Source organism: Haloferax sp. DFSO60 (genome assembly GCF_046557615.1).
GTDB lineage: Archaea > Halobacteriota > Halobacteria > Halobacteriales > Haloferacaceae > Haloferax.
Genome location: NZ_JBKIII010000002.1, coordinates 836979 through 854885, shown reverse-complemented (window position 1 = coordinate 854885; position 17907 = coordinate 836979). Strand labels below are relative to the sequence as shown.

General features: G+C 59.4%; 19 protein-coding genes and 3 tRNA genes. 13 read left to right on the top strand and 9 right to left on the bottom strand.

Annotated elements, in window-relative coordinates:
• Positions 1 to 10 precede the first annotated feature (10 nt).
• A complete protein-coding gene (locus tag ACK509_RS13970) occupies positions 11 to 1375 on the bottom strand; it encodes a RimK/LysX family protein (RefSeq protein ID WP_410767142.1) in 1365 nt (454 codons plus the stop codon).
• Positions 1376 to 1493: 118 nt separating this feature from the next.
• Between ACK509_RS13970 and ACK509_RS13965 the strand changes: the two genes are divergently transcribed.
• From ACK509_RS13965 to ACK509_RS13930, 8 genes are all read left to right on the top strand, one after another.
• Complete coding sequence (locus ACK509_RS13965) at positions 1494 to 2519, top strand: succinylglutamate desuccinylase/aspartoacylase family protein (RefSeq protein WP_410767141.1); 1026 nt, start codon at positions 1494 to 1496, stop codon at positions 2517 to 2519.
• A gap of 109 nt (positions 2520 to 2628) precedes the next feature.
• A complete protein-coding gene (gene sdhC, locus ACK509_RS13960; RefSeq protein WP_410767140.1) occupies positions 2629 to 3024 on the top strand; it encodes a succinate dehydrogenase, cytochrome b556 subunit in 396 nt (131 codons plus the stop codon).
• Positions 3024 to 3395, top strand: coding sequence for a succinate dehydrogenase hydrophobic membrane anchor subunit (locus ACK509_RS13955; RefSeq protein ID WP_410767139.1), 372 nt, complete (start codon positions 3024 to 3026; stop codon positions 3393 to 3395). Before sdhC ends, ACK509_RS13955 begins: the two co-directional genes overlap by 1 nt.
• Positions 3395 to 4279: a succinate dehydrogenase/fumarate reductase iron-sulfur subunit gene (locus ACK509_RS13950; protein WP_410767138.1), complete on the top strand. Its 885-nt coding sequence runs from the start codon at positions 3395 to 3397 to the stop codon at positions 4277 to 4279. The genes ACK509_RS13955 and ACK509_RS13950 overlap by 1 nt, the downstream gene beginning before the upstream one ends.
• A 32-nt stretch (positions 4280 to 4311) precedes the next feature.
• Positions 4312 to 6159, top strand: a complete 1848-nt coding sequence (locus ACK509_RS13945; protein ID WP_410767137.1) for an FAD-binding protein — start codon at positions 4312 to 4314, stop codon at positions 6157 to 6159.
• Positions 6160 to 6280: 121 nt separating this feature from the next.
• A tRNA-OTHER gene (locus tag ACK509_RS13940) sits at positions 6281 to 6379 on the top strand.
• Positions 6380 to 6577: 198 nt separating this feature from the next.
• Positions 6578 to 6796 carry a TrmB family transcriptional regulator gene (locus tag ACK509_RS13935; protein WP_410767136.1) on the top strand — a complete coding sequence of 73 codons (219 nt, stop codon included), beginning with the start codon at positions 6578 to 6580 and terminating at the stop codon, positions 6794 to 6796.
• A 281-nt stretch (positions 6797 to 7077) separates the two neighbouring features.
• Positions 7078 to 7497, top strand: a complete 420-nt coding sequence (locus ACK509_RS13930; protein ID WP_410767135.1) for a hypothetical protein — start codon at positions 7078 to 7080, stop codon at positions 7495 to 7497.
• Between the two features lie 231 nt (positions 7498 to 7728).
• On the opposite strand, the gene ACK509_RS13925 is transcribed toward ACK509_RS13930, so the two are convergent.
• Together ACK509_RS13925 and ACK509_RS13920 are read right to left on the bottom strand one after the other, a co-directional pair.
• Positions 7729 to 7802, bottom strand: a tRNA-Thr gene (locus tag ACK509_RS13925).
• A gap of 11 nt (positions 7803 to 7813) precedes the next feature.
• Complete coding sequence (locus ACK509_RS13920; RefSeq protein WP_410767134.1) at positions 7814 to 8356, bottom strand: GNAT family N-acetyltransferase; 543 nt, start codon at positions 8354 to 8356, stop codon at positions 7814 to 7816.
• A 325-nt stretch (positions 8357 to 8681) separates the two neighbouring features.
• Between ACK509_RS13920 and ACK509_RS13915 the strand changes: the two genes are divergently transcribed.
• Genes ACK509_RS13915 through ACK509_RS13900 form a run of 4 tightly spaced genes read left to right on the top strand, consistent with a single transcriptional unit; the run spans position 8682 to position 12604 of the window.
• Positions 8682 to 9620, top strand: coding sequence for a branched-chain amino acid ABC transporter permease (locus ACK509_RS13915; RefSeq protein ID WP_410767269.1), 939 nt, complete (start codon positions 8682 to 8684; stop codon positions 9618 to 9620).
• Positions 9617 to 10990 carry a branched-chain amino acid ABC transporter permease gene (locus ACK509_RS13910; RefSeq protein WP_410767133.1) on the top strand — a complete coding sequence of 458 codons (1374 nt, stop codon included), beginning with the start codon at positions 9617 to 9619 and terminating at the stop codon, positions 10988 to 10990. Before ACK509_RS13915 ends, ACK509_RS13910 begins: the two co-directional genes overlap by 4 nt.
• Positions 10983 to 11846, top strand: coding sequence for an ABC transporter ATP-binding protein (locus tag ACK509_RS13905; protein ID WP_410767132.1), 864 nt, complete (start codon positions 10983 to 10985; stop codon positions 11844 to 11846). Before ACK509_RS13910 ends, ACK509_RS13905 begins: the two co-directional genes overlap by 8 nt.
• Positions 11843 to 12604, top strand: a complete 762-nt coding sequence (locus tag ACK509_RS13900) for an ABC transporter ATP-binding protein (protein ID WP_410767131.1) — start codon at positions 11843 to 11845, stop codon at positions 12602 to 12604. Before ACK509_RS13905 ends, ACK509_RS13900 begins: the two co-directional genes overlap by 4 nt.
• A 49-nt stretch (positions 12605 to 12653) precedes the next feature.
• Here the strand turns inward: ACK509_RS13900 and ACK509_RS13895 are convergent, their stop codons facing one another.
• Positions 12654 to 13448 carry a hypothetical protein gene (locus tag ACK509_RS13895; RefSeq protein ID WP_410767130.1) on the bottom strand — a complete coding sequence of 265 codons (795 nt, stop codon included), beginning with the start codon at positions 13446 to 13448 and terminating at the stop codon, positions 12654 to 12656.
• A gap of 112 nt (positions 13449 to 13560) precedes the next feature.
• Entirely contained in the window at positions 13561 to 14877 is a 1317-nt protein-coding gene (locus ACK509_RS13890) for an ABC transporter substrate-binding protein (protein ID WP_410767129.1), read from the bottom strand.
• 204 nt (positions 14878 to 15081) lie between these two features.
• Here ACK509_RS13890 and udk point away from each other — a divergent pair, with 204 nt between their 5' ends.
• Positions 15082 to 15771 (top strand): uridine kinase, encoded by a 690-nt coding sequence (gene udk, locus ACK509_RS13885; RefSeq protein ID WP_410767128.1) that lies wholly within the window; start codon positions 15082 to 15084, stop codon positions 15769 to 15771.
• 9 nt (positions 15772 to 15780) lie between these two features.
• Here the strand turns inward: udk and ACK509_RS13880 are convergent, their stop codons facing one another.
• The 4 genes from ACK509_RS13880 to ACK509_RS13865 form a co-directional block, all read right to left on the bottom strand.
• Positions 15781 to 16101, bottom strand: coding sequence for a DUF5785 family protein (locus ACK509_RS13880; RefSeq protein WP_410767127.1), 321 nt, complete (start codon positions 16099 to 16101; stop codon positions 15781 to 15783).
• 205 nt (positions 16102 to 16306) lie between these two features.
• Positions 16307 to 16390, bottom strand: a tRNA-Ser gene (locus ACK509_RS13875).
• A gap of 47 nt (positions 16391 to 16437) precedes the next feature.
• Positions 16438 to 17193, bottom strand: a complete 756-nt coding sequence (locus ACK509_RS13870; RefSeq protein WP_410767126.1) for a DUF2064 domain-containing protein — start codon at positions 17191 to 17193, stop codon at positions 16438 to 16440.
• A gap of 64 nt (positions 17194 to 17257) precedes the next feature.
• Positions 17258 to 17893 (bottom strand): uracil-DNA glycosylase family protein, encoded by a 636-nt coding sequence (locus ACK509_RS13865; RefSeq protein ID WP_410767125.1) that lies wholly within the window; start codon positions 17891 to 17893, stop codon positions 17258 to 17260.
• Between the last annotated feature and the right edge of the window lie 14 nt (positions 17894 to 17907).

Genomic DNA, 17907 nt, shown 5'->3' with positions numbered 1-17907 from the left:
GGATGTAAACTTATTCGAGCAGTTCTTCTTCTTCGTCGTCTTCGTCGCTGCGGCGGTCAGCATCGACGCGGCGACGAACGTCCACGCGGTAGTGCTGGAGGATGTCGCGCCCGAGGAGGAGCGGGTAGTCCATGTGCGAGCGGTCTTCGACACTCGCGGTGACAGTGTGTTGGGTGCCGCCGATACCAATCACGAGGTCGACGACCGGACGGGCTTTGCCGCGCTTGAGACTGCCGGATTTCACGCGCGTCATACTCTTGATTGGGCCAGCGCCGATTTCCGCGGCGAGGCTGGTGTCGATACTCGTTCGGGTTGCGCCCGTGTCGGACTTTGCGAGCGTCTGCTGAGACCCGCTGGTGCCGTTGACGACGACCTCTTCGATGTAGCCGATGAGCGGCGATTCGCCGTCGCGGATGGGCGATTCGGCCGGGAGGCACGATGGCGTCGAGTCGTCGAGGGTAGCCGCGAGTTCTTCGACACGCGCCTGGTCGACTTCGCCACCGGCGCTCTCGATAGCGAGCTTGGCGATGTACGGCGCTGGGCTCTTGCCCGTCGCCTGGTAGAGGCCTTTGAACCCGGCGGTCGGGTTGGCTTCGAGGACGAACCAGCCATCGTCGCCTTCGACGAGGTCCACACCGACGTAGTCGAGTTCCATCACGTCAGCCGTGTAGAGTGCAGTTTCGCGGGCTTCCTCGGGGAGTTCGTCGGTCGCGTTGAGTACCTCACCGCCGAGTGCGACGTTCGTTCGCCAGTCGCCCTCAGGTGCGTAGCGGTACATCGCGCCGATGATTTCGCCGCCGACGATGTAGACGCGCAGGTCGCGGTGTTTCTCGTTGTCGCGGTCGATGAGTTTCTGCAAGAACGCCTGTCGGTTCCCGACTTTCGGGTTGACGGGTTCGGTGAGGTCGACTTTCCACGTGCCGCCGCCGTGTGTACCGATAGCGGACTTGTAGACACCGACGTCGCCGAACTGGTCACGGCCCTGATTCAGGCGGTCGTTCGACAACGCGAGCAGCGCGTCGGGTGTTTTGATGTTCCAGTTGGCCAGCGTCGCCGCAGTGGCGAACTTGTGGACCGCAGTGAGTACTGCACCCGGTTCGTTGAGCATCGGTCGGATTCGGTTGAACGTCGTCGCGAGACCGAGCAGCTCAGCCGGTTCTTCGGTGTTCGAAAGTAAGAGTCGATTCGCAATGATGTCCACTTCAGGTTCGACTGTCACCTCGCCGTTTTTGATATTCACCGCCGTGTTCTCCTGTCGAAGCCACACCGGTTCGTGGCCAAGGTCTTCGACGGCATTGAGAATGGCTTTCGTCTCCTTGCTGTTGTGCAGCGAAAGTACCCCGACGCGTACTGCGTCGCCATTATTGGTGGACATACTAGGTGATATCTGTCCGGTTTCAAAGGCGTGACGGTCACGCGCCGCCATGTTGGGGGTTCTCGGTGTCCGGCGATTTCCTGCCACAGTTTATAACGCTCGCCTCCTATCGTGTGGCATGGCCGACAACGAGGCCTTCACCTACAATGGGGGCAGGGTCGAGCCGGGCGAGGTCCAAGATATCCGTTACGGTATCTCCGAGACGTATCTCGGCGACCCGGTCCGCATCCCCGTTACCATCATCAACGGCGAACGAGGGGGGCCAACGGTATTTCTGTCTGCGGCGGCGCACGGGGACGAACTGAACGGCATCGAAGTCGTCCGCGAGGTCGCCTACGAGTGGGACCTCTCGGACCTCGCCGGAACGCTGGTCTGTATGCCAGTGCTGAACGTCCCGGCGTTTCTCGCCCAGCAGCGGTATCTTCCAATCTACGACCGCGACCTGAACCGGTCGTTCCCAGGGTCGGAAACCTCTACGGGAGCAAAGCGGATGGCACACCGCATATACCAGAATTTCATCGCCCCGTGCGACCTCGGCATCGACTTCCACACCTCGACGCGCGGGCGAACCAACATGCTCCACGTTCGGGCGGACATGACCGACCCCGCAGTGGCACGTCTCGCGAACGCGTTCGGGTCGCACGTCATCATCGACAGTTCCGGGTCTGACGGCATGCTTCGAACCGAGACGTCGGCGCGGGGCACTCCCGCTATCACCGTCGAGATGGGTGAGGCACACCGATTCCAGCGTGAACTCATCGACGAGGCCCTCGCGGGTGTCGAGAGCGTCTTCGCCGAGTACGGACTCCGCGAGACCTCTACTGTGAACTGGCCGGGCTGGCGGACGATTATCTCGGACGAAAACGAGAAGACGTGGCTCCGCGCAGACGCCGGTGGTATCGTCGATATGCACCACGACCGTGGCGCGCTCGTCCACGAGGGCGACCGAATCTGCACCATCACGAACCCGTTCAAAGACGACAACGTGAACGTCGAAGCGCCCTTCACCGGCCTGCTCGTCGGTGTACTGGAGAACCCGGTCGTCTATCCGGGCAACCCGCTGTGCCACCTCGTCGAACTGAAGGATAACGTGCGGCGCGTCGTGGAGCGAGAGCAGTCACCGAGTAGTGAAACGCCCATCTAAGCCAGACTTGGCGCTGAAGAACACTCTCTGTGCGGCGATTTTTGCGGACTGTGACGCTGGGGCATACACGTAAATACTATAGCATCCCGGTCCTGACCTGCACAGGAGTATGAGTCAGTCTTACAATCGGGGGCTCATCGAAGACTTCGGCCGGTGGCGGGAGTTTTCGGCTGGCATGTGGGCCTGGATATTCCACAAGTTCACCGGCTGGGTGCTTGTGGGCTACCTTTTCACCCATATTGCTGTGTTATCGACGGCCCTCTCGGGCGCGGCGCCGTACACGAACACGATTCAGGCGCTGGAGAGCCTGCTCATCGTTCGAATTCTCGAAGTCGGACTGCTCGCTGTGGCGGTATTCCACATCCTCAACGGACTGCGACTCCTGTTCGTTGACCTCGGCGTCGGCCTGGAAGCACAGGACAAGAGCTTCTACGCGTCGCTGATTCTCACGGGTGTCATCGTCATCGCAAGCGTTCCGACCTTCCTGTCGGGGGTGAGCCTCTAATGGCAGAACGATACACGTCCTTCAAGCCGGGCGGACGTCGGTGGCTGTGGCAGCGCCTCACCGCCGCGTTCCTCGTCGTCGTGTTGGCGTTCCACTTCTTCCTGCTCCACTTCGTCAACCATGCCGACGAAGTGACCTTCGCCCTCTCGCAGGCGCGAATGGAGCAGTTGACGTACTTCTCGCTGATGATTCTGTTCCTCATCACCGCGACGTTCCACGGCGTCAACGGCGTCTACAACGCGCTCGTCAATCAGGGCCTCTCGGGTACCCGCAAGCGCGCTGTGCAGGCCATCCTCGGCTTCGCCAGCGTCGTCCTCATCGTGCAGGGCGTCCGCACGGCACTCGCATGGGCTGGAGGTGTTCCGATCTAATGAGTACGCAAGTTCCGAAGCAAGTCGAAGAAGAAGAGTCGTCCGCTGAAGTCGTCCCCGCGGGACAACAGAAGCGCGATGCGAAAAAGCGCGAACGCGCCGCTCGCATTCAAGAAGAGCGCGAAGCGGAAGCCGAAGCGAAAGCACGCTCGAAAGATGATACGTATCATCTCAAAGTCTTCCGCTACGACCCCGAAGTCGAGGGGAAACAGGAACCCCGCTTCGACGAGTTCTACGTTCCTTACAAACAGGGAATGACGGTCCTCGACGCCCTCATGTGGGCGCGAGACCACTACGACTCGTCGCTGACGTTCCGCCACTCGTGCCGACAGGCAATCTGTGGCTCCGACGCACTGTTCGTCAACGGTTCGCAGCGACTCGGCTGCAAGACGCAGTTGTCGGACCTCTCGGAGCCTGTTCGCGTCGAACCGCTCCCGCACGCCGAGGTCGTCAAAGACCTCGTCGTCGACATGGAGCACTTCTACGACCAGATGGAAGCGGTCGAACCGTTCTTCCAGACGAACTCGCTTCCGGATGGCGAACTCGAAGAACAGAAACAGTCGCGCGAGAACCGCGAGAAAGTCAAGATGTCCACGCGCTGTATCTGGTGTAGCGCGTGTATGTCCTCGTGTAACATCGCTGCTGGCGACAACGAGTACCTCGGTCCCGCCGCCATCAACAAGGCCTACCGCTTTGCGATGGACGAGCGCGAGGGCGAGGACATGAAGCAGCGCCGTCTCGAAATCCTCGAACAGGAACACGGTGTCTGGCGTTGTCAGACCCAGTTCTCCTGTACTGAGGTTTGTCCGAAGGACATCCCGCTCACCGAGCACATTCAGGAGATCAAGCGCGAAGCGATCAAGAACAACCTGAAGTTCTGGTAAGCGACGACAGAATACACAATTACAATTCAATCATGTACACACACGATGTAATCGTCGTCGGCGCGGGTGGCGCGGGCCTCCGCGCGGCGATTGCGGCACACGAGGAGGGAGCCGACGTGGCTATCGTGTCCAAACTGCATCCGGTCCGAAGTCACACCGGTGCGGCAGAAGGTGGCATCAACGCCGCCCTCCGCGAGGCTGACTCGTGGGAAGACCACGCCTACGACACGATGAAAGGGTCCGACTACCTCGGCGACGCGCCAGCAGTCGAAACCCTCTGTAAGGACAGTCCGAAAGAGACCATTCAGCTCGAACACTGGGGCATGGCGTTCTCGCGCGAAGAGGATGGCCGTGTCAGTCAGCGCCCATTCGGTGGCCTCTCGTTCCCGCGTACGACCTACGCAGGCGCAGAGACCGGTCACCAGTTGCTCCACACGATGTACGAGCAACTCGTCAAGCGCGGAATCAAAGTCTACGACGAGTGGCACGTGACCAACCTCGTCGTCTCTGACGAAGAACGACCTGAGGACCGTAGCTGTCACGGCATCGTCGCCTACGACGTGCAGTCCGGCAAAATCGAAGGCTTCCAGGCCCGAAACGGTGTCATTCTCGCAACCGGTGGTCTCGGTCAGGTCTACGACCACACGACTAACGCAGTCGCAAACACCGGCGACGGTGTGGCGATGGCCTACCGTGCTGGCGCACCCATCGAGGACATGGAGTTCATCCAGTTCCACCCGACGACACTTCCGTCCACGGGTGTCCTCATCTCTGAGGGTGTTCGCGGTGAGGGTGGCATCCTCTACAACAAGGAGGGTGAACGCTTCATGTTCGAGTACGGCTACGCGAACAACGACGGCGAACTCGCCTCGCGCGACGTCGTCTCGCGTGCCGAGCAGACCGAGGTCAATTCGGGCCGCGGTATCGAAGACGAGTACGTCCACCTCGACATGCGCCACCTCGGCGAAGAGCGCATTCTGGACCGCCTCGAAAACATCATCCACCTGTCTGAGGACTTCGAGGGTGTCAACCCACTCGAAGCACCGATGCCGGTCAAACCCGGCCAACACTACGCCATGGGTGGCGTCGAGACCGACGAACACGGTGAGACGTGCATCTCCGACCTCTATGCTGTCGGTGAGTGTGCCTGTGCCTCCGTCCACGGTGGCAACCGCCTCGGTGGTAACGCACTCCCCGAACTCATCGTCTTCGGTCGCCGCGCTGGCGAACACGCCGCAGGCAAGGACCTCGGCGAGCCGAAAATTACGACCGGCAAGGTCGGCGACTACGAACCCGCCGACGTCGAGACGCCGGTCGAACTCGGCGAAGCAAGCATCGGCGAAGATGTCGTCGCGGACGGCGGGGCTGCGACCGACTCCGGTGCAACCACGACGAGCGACGAAGCGATGCAACGCGGCGTCGAAGCAGAGCGTGAGATGGTCGAGTCGCTACTCGAAAAGGACGAGGGCGTCCAGCACGCCGAAGTCCGCGAACGCGTCCAGAAGTCGATGACGCGCAACGTGAACGTGTTCCGCGAAGAGAGTCGCCTCAAGCAGGCACTCCGCGACATCCACGAGGCCCGTGTTCTCTACCAAGACGTCTACGTGGGCGACAAGTCCCGGACGTTCAACACGGACCTGCTTCAGACACTGGAGACGCGCAACATCCTCGACCTCGCCGAAGCCATCACTGTGGGCGCACTCGCCCGCAACGAGTTCCGTGGCGCACACTGGCGAAAGAACTACCAGGAACGCCGCGACGAAGAGTGGCTCAAGCACACGATGCTCTCGTGGAACGACGGCACGCCAGAACTCTGGTACAAGCCAGTCATCCTCGAAGGCGAGAACAAGACGTACGAACCGAAGATTCGCAGCTACTAAGCTCGAAATCTCCTTTCTTTTGGCTCACCAGCGAGGGACTGCACTCGATTTTCGAGAGACTGGACCACGAAAGCCTGAGGTTACCAACGGCTATTTGTCGAATCACTCCCTACTCCTGTCCGGAAGGGTGGCTCAGTGGTAGAGCACACCGGCAGTGGCCTTTCGAGGCCGATCCGGTGGTTTTCAATGGCTTCGCGTGGTTCGACTCCCGCCCCTTCCATCTCGTTTTTCTACTGGCTTCGTCTTTCGTCGAAAGTTCCTCCCGATAGACCCCGTATATTGTCGCATGTACGTTCGTGATGAATTGAATGATTTGCTCGAATTCGAGTAATTCAGAGGCTCTCTCCCGTCACAGAATATTCGACAATTGTTGAAAGTGGGTTTTATTATCGTCGAACCTAAGAACTGAACAACAACCATGCAACAGACAGTGCAGAAAACATCGCTCCCAACGGAGCTCAATTCGCCGGCAGCAAAGCTCGTCTATCTGTATCTCACGACCCACAACGGTGCGTCTCTCTCCGAACTCGAATCGGGCCTCTCGATGAAGAAAATTTCTCTGTACAGCATCCTCAAGACGCTCTCGAAGCGCGGCTTAGTCCACCAACAAGCAGAGCAGTATCAGGCCGCTCAGTGACCTCACACGAGCGCCAATAACAGGCCAAGGACGATGGCTACGAAGATGAGCATCGATGCCGCGAGCATGAACTGGTCGGATTTACTCATACACTATCGTCGCTGCGAGTGAAAATAAACTTCAGTCTCGCTGAAAGCTTTCAGTATCGCCCCCGAGAACTGGATTTCTCTCTAGACGCCGCTGCTCACCCCTTTCCTTCGTAGTCTGGTCTAATTTTCTTCTTCGATAACGACGGGGGTAATACTAAATTCAAGAACCTCCTGTACTCAGTAGCGAATCTAATGGAGTACGTGTACGCGGTTTCCGTCTTGATTGCGGGACTCCTCCTCGGGGCCGTCGCAGTCGTGACTGCGCTCACGTACACACCGTACGGTGCCTCGCTGTTCGATACCGCAATCACTGCGGTGACGGGTATCACGCTCCAACTCGGGAACTTGCTCTCTATTTCGGCGCTCTGTGCCTTCCTCTTCGAAGGACTCGCAGCAACGGGGGTTCACTACCCGATTATCGTCCCTGCGACCTTCGCGTACGTTCTCACACACATCACCGTCTACTACTCGTGTCTCCGGATTACTGACTTGCAGTCAGAACCACTCGACCCTGACATCATCATCAAGCACAATCCGTTTCGTGCGCTCGTCCTCGGCGTTCCGGGGTCGCTCTTGTTGATTCGGGTGCGGCCACCGGGCGGACGACGGTAACTGTTCTTGCGAATCGTTAGAGTGGAGTTTGAACGCCGCAGGAAAACTAACGCACACGCTCTGGTCCGTTTTCTGCCCGAATCACCGATGCAATGGACAAACCGTCTGTAATTGAAACTCTGTCGAGAAGGGTCGGAGTGTGATTTGAACCACGGTCGCAACTCTCCGAGTTGCTCCCTGCTTCAAATCCCACGTGTCGCTTTCTCTGCGTCACGTTGTTCCGCAGAAGAAAGCTAGGAGTGGGATTTGAACCCACGAAGTCTCGATTACAAGTCGAGTGCATGAACCGCCCATGCTCCCCTAGCGCATCTTGCGATTATCGGTCCTCCTTTGAGTGTGTATCGTTTCGCGTCGATTTTTCGAGTTCGATTCGATGGGCGTCGTAGCCGTGGCGTCGGTAGAATCGGTGGGCATCTTCGTTCGCCGCGAGAACATCTAAGGAGATACTCTCGACGCCGTTCGCCCACAGTTGTTTCTCTGCGGCCGACAGTAATTCACTCCCGATACCGCTTCCACGACGCTCTGGGAGGACGAACAGGTTGTGAACCCGTCCGCAGCGTACGTCTTGCTCGTACTGGCCGGATTCGACACCGAACATGACGAACCCGAGGATGTCGGACGGACCATCGTCGGACCGAACGTCCGACGAGGCTTGCGAACTGTCGGTTCGCTCACCACCGTCCGCGACGGCGACGAACACGCCACCGGCGGTAATGTACTGTGCCATCGACTCGCGAATCGGCGTGCGATTTGCTTCTGCTTCTAAATGCGAGTCGTAAGCCTTCTGCCCTGCGGCGAGGTCCACCCAGTAATCGACGAGCGTATCGAGGTCGGACAGTACAGCGGGGCGAACCTGCATGCGAACCAATCTGACGCGTGTTGGCTTTTATGTGGCGGCAATGAGCGTTTGTAGCCAAATAGGTCGTTGTCTGTCGGTTGTTCTGATTTCACCAGTAGCGAATTAAGAAAGGTTTAAGACTGTTTATCGTCCGCACTTATCATGAGGATAGTTATCAATGGGTATTGCCGAAACTTACTCCCGGGGTAGGCAGTTCGCTGTCGAGCGCCCGTTCGCGCTCGTCCTCGGTGTCGTCGCAGTATACCTGCTCGGCGACCTTCTTCTCGGGGTAGCAACTGGCCAAACGCAGTTTGCCGACATTGGCACGCTCGTTTGGGATGGTCTGATGCGTGGGCTCGTGATTGGCCTCGCGGGCATCGGCCTATCAATGACGTACAGTATTCTGAACTTCGCTAACTTCTCGCACGGTGACTACATCACGGCGGGGGCGTTCTCCGGTTGGGCAACGACGTACCTCATCGCCGGGTTGAGCCGTGCAGATATCGGCGCGCTGCTGTTAGTCGGGGCGGGTGGCTCCGTCTACGGTGGGACGCTCGGTATCGGGATGCTCTCGACGCCGCTGGCCGTCGTCGCAGGCATCGTCATCGCAGGTGGATTCACCATCCTCCTGTCGCTCGGTGTCGACCGGTTCATCTTCCGACCGATTCGTGACGAAGGTGGCATCACGCTCCTTATCACCAGTATCGGTGTCGCGTTCGCACTCCGTTACCTGATGCAGTTCGTCTTCGGGTCGGACGTTCGCGGAACGACCGCCCAACCACCGTCGATTGGGCTGTACTTTATCGACGGGACGATTTTCATCGACGCCCACGACATCACCCTGCTCGTCGTCGCAGGCGGTCTGATGCTCGGCGTTCACCTGCTCTTGCAGCGGACGAAGCTCGGCAAGGCGATGCGCGCCATGGCCGACAACGAAGACCTCGCACGCATTACGGGGATTCCGACCGAGCAGGTCGTCCGCGCAACGTGGATTATCGGTGGCGGTCTCACCGGTATCGCGGGCTACATGTTCGTTCTCTGGAAGGGGACGCTCGGATTCAACGACGGATGGCTCTTGCTGCTGCTCATCTTCGCAGCGGTCATCCTCGGCGGGATTGGCTCGATTTACGGTGCCATCACCGGCGGAATCATCATCGGCATGACGGCGTCGATGTCCGTGCTGTGGATTCCTTCGGCCTTCGCACGCGCCGCCGCATTCGTCGTGATGATCGTCATCCTGCTCGTGAAACCGTCTGGTCTCTTTAGTGGGAGGGCGACCGCATGAGCGTCCGAGAAGATCTCGCCGACCGGATGCCTGGCGGCGACGCAGGACTCATCGTTGCGACGCTCCTGGGTGTCTACCTGCTGTACATCTTGGCAGGTATCGGCCTTGGATACACGCTTCGCGGACAACTCAACTCGCTCGCCACGCTGACGTTCTACATCGGCATCTTCGCCATGCTATCGTTAGCTCTCAACCTCCACTGGGGGTACACTGGGCTGTTCAACATCGGTATCGTCGGCTTCATGTCCGTCGGTGTCTACGTGATGGCCATCGTCTCGAAACCGACCTTCGTCGCTGGCGGGGCCGCACAAGTCGGTGGTCTCGGCCTCCCACTGTGGGTCGGCATCCTCGCGGGGATGACCGCAGCGGCGATTCTCGGCTTTATCGCCGCACTTCCCGCCTTACGGTTGCGGGCCGACTACCTCGCAATCGTGACGATTGCGCTCTCAGAGATTATGCGCTTTAGCTTCCTCTCTGGTGAGTTGCAGTCGTTCAACCTCTTCGGCAACAGGGTTGGATTCGGTGGCGGGTCCGGACTCATTCTGGACTTCGTCCCACCGCTGGAAGCACTCTTCCGTAGCATCGGGCTGTGGGGTGCCTACCTCGGACTGGTCGACGCGGTTCAGGTTTTCGTCCCGCGGAATCCCAAGCCGGTCGTCGATGGCCTCGTCTACGGGGCATTACTGTTGGCCTTCGTCGCGTTGTTCTACTGGTTGCTCAAGCGGACTGGCGAATCGCCGTTCGGTCGCGTGCTGAAGGCGATTCGTGAAGACGAAGACGTCGCCAACGCACTCGGCAAGAACACGGACAACTTCAAAATCAAGTCCTTCATGCTCGGGTGTGCGCTGATGGGTCTCGCTGGTATTCTGTGGCTTATGCCGCAGGGTGCGGTGACGCCGAACTTCTTCCGCCCGCGCGTGACGTTCTTCGTCTGGATTGCGCTCATCATCGGCGGTGCTGGTTCGAACACCGGGAGCGTTCTCGGTGGCGCAATCTTCGCTGCTGTCCTGTACCAAGGCCCGCGTTACTTCCAGAACCTCGTCCAAGCGGTACTTCCGAACTTCGACGCACCGAACGGATTCGGTCCGGCGATCTCGCCGCTCATCTCGTCGTTCGACCCCGTACCGTTCGTCCTCTACACGGTCGACAGTATCCGCCAACTGCAACTCGTCTTGATGGGTCTCGTACTCATCTGGCTGATGCACAACCGTCCGGAAGGGCTGCTCGGACACCGCAAAGAGACGGCTTCGGTGATTCCGCTGGACCGTCCGAAGTCGATGAAGGCAACTGCCACCGACGGTGGCTCGGAGGACTCCGTCCGGACCGATGGTGGCGTCGCCGAAGCCGAAGGAGGTGTTGACGATGAGTGACGCATCGAACCCATCTGTGGACGACGTTGCGAACAAAGTCGATGAAGGCGCACTCGGTGCCTTCGCCGGTGGCGTCGATACGACAGAACAGTTCCCATTGAAAGTCGACGGGCTCAAAAAATCGTTCGGCGGTATCACCGCCGTCGATGGCGCGTCGTTCGAAGTCGAAGCCGGAAGCTTGACTGGTCTCATCGGCCCGAACGGGGCCGGTAAATCGACCACGTTCAATCTCATTACGGGCATGCTGAAGCCCGACACTGGCACAGTGACGTTCAACGGCGAGGACGTGACGGGTCTCGAACCACACCAAATCGCAAACCGTGGTATGGTCCGGACGTTCCAAATCGCCCGCGAACTCAGCGAAATGACCGTCCTCGAGAACATGATGCTCGCGCCCAAGTTCCAGCAGGGTGAAGAACTCTGGCGGTCTGTGATGCCCGGCGTGCGAAACGATGTCCGCGAACAGGAAGAAGAACTCCTCGAACGCGTCTGGGAAGTCCTCGACTTCTTCGACATCGACCACATCGCTCACGAGTACGCAGGCAACCTCTCTGGCGGCCAGCGCAAACTGCTCGAGATGGCTCGGGCACTCCTGACCGACCCCGACATGCTCCTCTTGGACGAACCGTTCGCCGGGGTCAACCCGACGCTCGAAAAGAAACTGCTCAAACACGTCCACGAACTCCGCGAGCAGGGCTACACGTTCCTGCTCGTCGAACACGATATGGACCTCATCATGAACAACTGTGAACACGTCATCGTACTCCACCAGGGCAAGGTCCTGACCGAAGGGACGCCCGACGACATCCGGAGCAACGAGGACGTTATCGAAGCCTACCTCGGAGGTAACGTATGAGCATCGACGCCAACACCAGCGCCACCAGTGGCGCGGGTGTCGAAGACCGCGACGACGTGTTGCTTCGCGTCCGCGACCTCGACGCAGGCTACGGCGACTTGCAAATCCTGACCGACGTGGACATGGACGTATTCGACGGCGAGTACGTCACCATCGTCGGCCCGAACGGGGCAGGCAAGTCCACGACCATGAAGTCCGTCTTCGGACTGACTGCCCTCATGGGCGGCAGCGTCGAGTTCGACGAGGAAGACATCACCGGACGACGCCCAGAAGACATCATCCACGTCGGCATCGGCTACGTCCCCCAGAACGACAACGTCTTCCCGACACTCTCGGTCCAAGAGAACCTCGAAATGGGCGCGTACATCCTCGACGAAGTTCCCCAGGACGCACTTCGTGCGGTGTACGACCGCTTCCCCATCCTCGAAGAACGCAAAGACCAGAAGGCGGGCACCATGTCCGGCGGGCAACAGCAGATGCTCGCGATGGGTCGCGCACTCATGCTCGACCCCGACCTCCTGCTCTTGGACGAACCCTCGGCAGGACTCGCACCCGACCTCGTCGAAGAGATGTTCGACAAAATCGACGAAATCAACGAGGCCGGAACGGCCATCCTGATGGTCGAACAGAACGCGAAAGAAGCACTGCGACGCTGTGACCGCGGCTACGTCCTTGCGAACGGTGAGAACCGCTACATGGACACCGGCACGGCACTCCTCGAAGACGAACAGGTCCGCCAAGACTTCCTCGGCGGATAATCTTCGGCAATCCCTTTTTGCGATGCCTGTGTGTCGAGACCCGTCTCTCTTACTCGCAGGCGTAGGCGGTGTACCAGATGGTGGGTTCACCGTCTTTCAGTTGGACTTCGGCGTCCGTACTCCAACAGTCGCACGCGACGTACTCGGCAGTGTGAGAACCCGCCGTTGTTTCGACGGTCAACTCGTATGTGTCCCCAATTGGAAGGTCTATCGTGAGTTGGTTTGTCCCCGGAAAGATGGTTTGTCTCGTCTCAGTGATGGCCTTCTCACCGTTACTGACTGCGACTCTCAGCACGTGTTCCGTCTGGTCCTCGTTCTCGACAGGAATCCTAATTGTCTGTGGCCACGCACAACCGATTCGAACGAGTCCGTCGTCATCGACGAGTACGGCCAACATCGGATGATTCCACTCTCCATCGACGCTCCACTCGGAAGTCGCTTGCCGCCCATCTGCGGTCTCGACGAATACGTCGTACGTAGCGTGCGAGTTTACGACTGGGGTGGTCGAAAGCTCACCATTTGCCGCCGTATCGAACGTCTGTTCGAAAAATCGGTCACCGTCGTGTTCGAGCGCGACAGTGAGAGTGACACCTTCGTCACTCTCGTTGCGAATATCGATGCCCGGTGGTGCGAAGATATCGTTCGCAGACCCAGTATCGTACGGAAGTGGGTCACCGAGAGGGACCGTTGTCGACTCGGTAGCTCGACTGTCAGTTGTCGATTCGGTGGCCCGACTGTCAGTCGATGAATTACTGGCGAACAGTTCTGAGCCAGTTCTCAGACAGCCCGCAATACTGGTGAGAAATGAACCCGAACACGTCGTGAGGAGGGCACGGCGCTTCATTGTCCAACCGTCTCAACAGTCGATTAAGTGTCTTCTGTCAATCACGCTCGAAACCGAGCGACGGCGCTACCGCTCAGGAATTGGCGTCGAAAGAAAAATCGGAGTTAGTTGCTTAGTTCTCTGGGCCGGAGAGTGCCGTCTCGATGACAGAGGAGTACGACGACTCACCGATGTTGAACGCAACCTGGTTGTAGACTTCGCCGTCGAACGCGTCGGCGAAGACGTTCGAGAAGCGTTCAGAGAGCTGCTGACCGTAGTCGTTGTTGACGTAGAGCGTCGAAACCGAGGAGGCTTCGAGGCGTTCGGCCATGACCTGCGCCATGACGCGGCCCTGCAGGAAGTCCGAAGGTGCCGTCCGGAAGATGAAGTCGTTGTCGTCGAGGTCCGAGACGGACAGTGCCGTCGAGGATGGCGAGCAACCGACGACCTCGTTCGGGATGAACGCCTGCTGCGAGACAGGGACGTTCACACCGGAGGAAGCCGACCCACACACTGCGGGCACACCCGCGGAGACGAGTGACTGTGCAGCAGAGACACCAGCGTCCGGAGACGTCTGGGTGTCTTCAATCTGCGCGTTCACGGTGATGCCTGCCGGGTTGGCGTCGTTGACTTGCTGGACCGGAATCTGTGCTGCCTGAATCATCGGCTGACCGACTGCGGCGAGGTCACCCGTCTCGGGCAGGAGAATTCCGACCGAGATTTCGCGGTCGCCGCCACCCGCTCCGCTGTCTGCGGATGGGCCGGAACCGTCAGGGTTGTCACCCTCGAAACTCTGGACTTCCACGTCCGTCGTGGAGTTGTTCTCGGCGTCGAACTCCCAGACTGCGTAGGCTGCCTCTGCCGGGTCACCCTTCTCGTTGAAGTTGACCGACGAGGATGCGCCGACGTAGTTGATGTCTTCGCCGTTTGCGGCCGCCTCGACACCCTCAACGAGGTTGTCTGGCGTGACCTCCATGCCACCGGGGTTGGCGACACGGCGCATCTGGTCGCGGATTGCCGCACCGGTGTTCTCACCGGCCGCCGCGTTGGCGAGAATCAGCGTTGCAACCGAGTCGTAACACTGCGAGTTGAACACACCGGGTGCTGCACCGTACTCGTCTTGGAAGAGTTGGTTGAACGTCTCCTGTGCCGGACCGCCTGCTGCGGGTGCGGTACCAGTGACGTTCGCCATGTCGTTACCGACCTGACCCGGCATCGAACCGGAGCGCAGACCGTCGGGAACGAGAATGGACTCGCTTCCGTCGGAGGCCGCGTAGTAGTCACGGAACAGTTGAATACCACTTTCTGGGTAGCCGATGACGACAAGGCCTTCTGGACCATTGCCACCACCGCCACCGCCACCGATACAGCCTGATAAACCAGTTAAGCCTGCCGCCCCTGCGGCGCCCACTCCCTTTAGGTAGTCTCGTCGTGCGATATCACGTACCATATGAAAGTCAATAGCAAGTCCGGGTTATAAATTTAACTCCCTGAGTTTCGAAAAAGACGAATTTGCGATATGCCGCGCCGTGAACACATATTGGTTGAGATTGTCAATCATAGACCTTTATATTTGATACCATTCACGCCTCGTTGACACGACAGACGATGCGAATCGCTGCGTTCAAACCGCTTGCACAGCGTTTTTCGAGAGATGACCATCCCGTCGTTCGTCATCGGCATCGCCGGGGGCAGTGGTGCCGGAAAGACGACTGTGGCCCGACTCATCACGGAGAACGTCGGTGAGTCTGTTACACGAATTCCGATTGATAACTACTACAAAGACCAGAGTCACCTCGAAATGGGCGCGCGCGAGAAGGTCAACTACGACCACCCCTCTGCGTTCGAGTGGGACCTTCTCAGAGAACAACTCTCGGACCTGCTGGAAGGCCGCGCTGTCGAGATGCCGCAGTACGATTTCGAAGTTCACAACCGAAAACCCGAGCGCGTCACCGTCGCACCGACCGACGTCATCATCCTCGAAGGGATTCTCGCACTCTACGACGAACAGGTCAACGAGATGCTCGACTTGCGCCTCTACGTCGAAACCGACGCCGACGTGCGCATCCTCCGGCGCATCCAACGCGACGCCATCGACCGTGGTCGCGACTTACAGGGCGTCATGGACCAGTATCTCTCGACGGTCAAACCCATGCACGAGCAGTTCATCGAGCCGACGAAGAAACACGCCGACCTCATCATCCCCGAAGGAGCCAACAGCGTCGCTGTCACCCTCCTCGAAGAGAAAGTTCAGGCGGAAGTCGAAGGTGACGAGACGCGCACGTGGGAGCGCGACGAAATCGAGAAAGAAGTACAGCAGCGTACGTCGTTCGAAGACGACTGAAGAGAACGCTTACGCGCCTTTTCCTTTGACGAACTGCTCTGCGCCTTCGTAGAACCAGTAGCCTGCTTCGCGCATGCCCTTGCCGACGGCCTTGTGGAATTCGACGAAGTCGTCGTACTCCTCGCCTTCGACGTTCTCGAAGACTTCACCGAGCGAAACGACGCGCTCGTAGTCGATTCGAATCGGGTCGTCACCGAATTCCTCGACGAACTCCGCTTTGTTTAGCGGGAAGTCCTCGTCTTCGTCGATTTTCTTGGCGATGATGGCCTGACCGTATTTGCGCCGTCCTTCGCTTCCCTCTTCTCCGTCTGGGTCGTGTGGCCAATCCATACCCGACTGTTAGGGGGCCAATTCAAAGCCGTTACGCATCGGTGGTGTGTGGCATGGGGGGGTTGACGAGAATGCGGTGGGACTGGGATTGTGAACCACGGTCGCTCACTGCGTTCGCTCCCTGATTCAAATCCCAGGCATGACCACAGCACACGTTCACCGGAGACGCGTAGCTAAACCTACGCGTCTCGGTTCTCTGAGAATGCGGTGGGACTGGGATTTGAACCCAGGATTCCGTGAGGAAACCTGCTTTCAAGGCAGGCGCGTTAGGCCGCTCCGCCATCCCACCCTCGTCCCCATGTTTTCGGTGGGGTACCTAAGAGTTGTCGCTCTCGGTCAGTCTCGAACGAGTTCCAACACGCCGTCCACTTCTTCGACCGAAAGCCCCCACTCGAAGACGAGCGTCGTCGTGTGCTTGGGAACGAGGCGCTCGGCCTCCACGCGCGAGCGAAGAATCGGAACGAGTGTGGAGAGGTCGGCACCCGTCTCCACGACGGGGAGCATCTGGAGGTATTCGAACGAGAGACTCGCGTCGTCGGCGCACTCGGCCAGCGTCTGAATCTCCGGCGTCTCGTAGGCGTCGGTGAAGTCGATTGGCTCGGTGAATCCGGCGTAGAAGACCCGACCTTCGGTCGAGGGGCCGACGACGACCTGCGAACTTCGGAGTTTCATCGCCGCGGTGTCGATGTGCTGACGGCCGAGTTGCGGGACCGTTGGCGTGACGACGGCGACCGATTGGATGTCCTCGTCGCGGAGGAGGTGCGTCACCGTGTTTCCGGCGCGGGCAGAGAACGACGAACCGACCTGCGGTTCGAAGCGAACGTCGTCGAGGTCGCCGACGGCGTCCGCAACGATGTCGCGGAGTTCGTCTTCGGCGGAGACGTCGGCGACGTACTCTTCTGGCAGGTCGTCGTCAGCGCGGTAGTTGACGAGCAACTCGCCGCCCGAGCGCGAGACGGCGAGGACGGCGTCTTTCAGCATCGCTTCGTACAACTCGGCGGCTTCAGCTTCGGAGAGAGGACTCGTTTCTGCGAGCGACGAGAGAACCAATCCCGGTCGTGGTGGCTCGGCGAGAATAGCGACGGTGGTCATAGCGTCACGTCAGTCCGGGGAACCCTTCAAGTCGCCGCTTGCGACTCGGCGACTTCGGCGGCCCTCAGCGACTCTGGCGACCCTTGGTCTGGCGGTAGTCGCGGTCGAAGACGTTCTCGATGACGTGTTCGACGAACGCTTCGGTGTCGTCGTCGGTCTGCTCGGCTGGGTCTTTCATCGGCACGAGTTCGAACCCACGACCGCGGATGGTCGTCGCGTGTTCGGCGTCGATGTCGAAGCTATCGGCTGCGCGCGTGGTGTAATCGAAGGCGAGGGCTTCCAGTGCGGCCTGCCCGATTGGAACGATGATGTGCGGGTTAATCATCCGAATTTCGGCGTTCAAGAACGGTTCACAGGTCGAAATCTCGTTCTCGGTCGGTCCGCGTTTGGGGTGACGACACCGGGTCAGATAGGTCACGAAGGCGTTCTGGATGTCCGGTTCGTCAGCGTCCGGTTCCGACCGGACGAAACCGAGTTCACCGAGGATGGACTGCACTCGCTCGCCTGCCTCGTCGCCGGTAAAGGGCACACCAGTTTGTTCGGCGGTGGCACTCGGAGATTCGCCGACAAACAGGAATTCCGCGCCCACGTCGCCGTAGCCGTGGACGACCTGCTCTCGGGTCTCGCACAACGCCGAACAGTTGGTACAGTCGGCGTCCATCGAGAAGGGGTTCTTGAACTGACGTTGATTCGCGTCCACACAGAGTGTTCGAC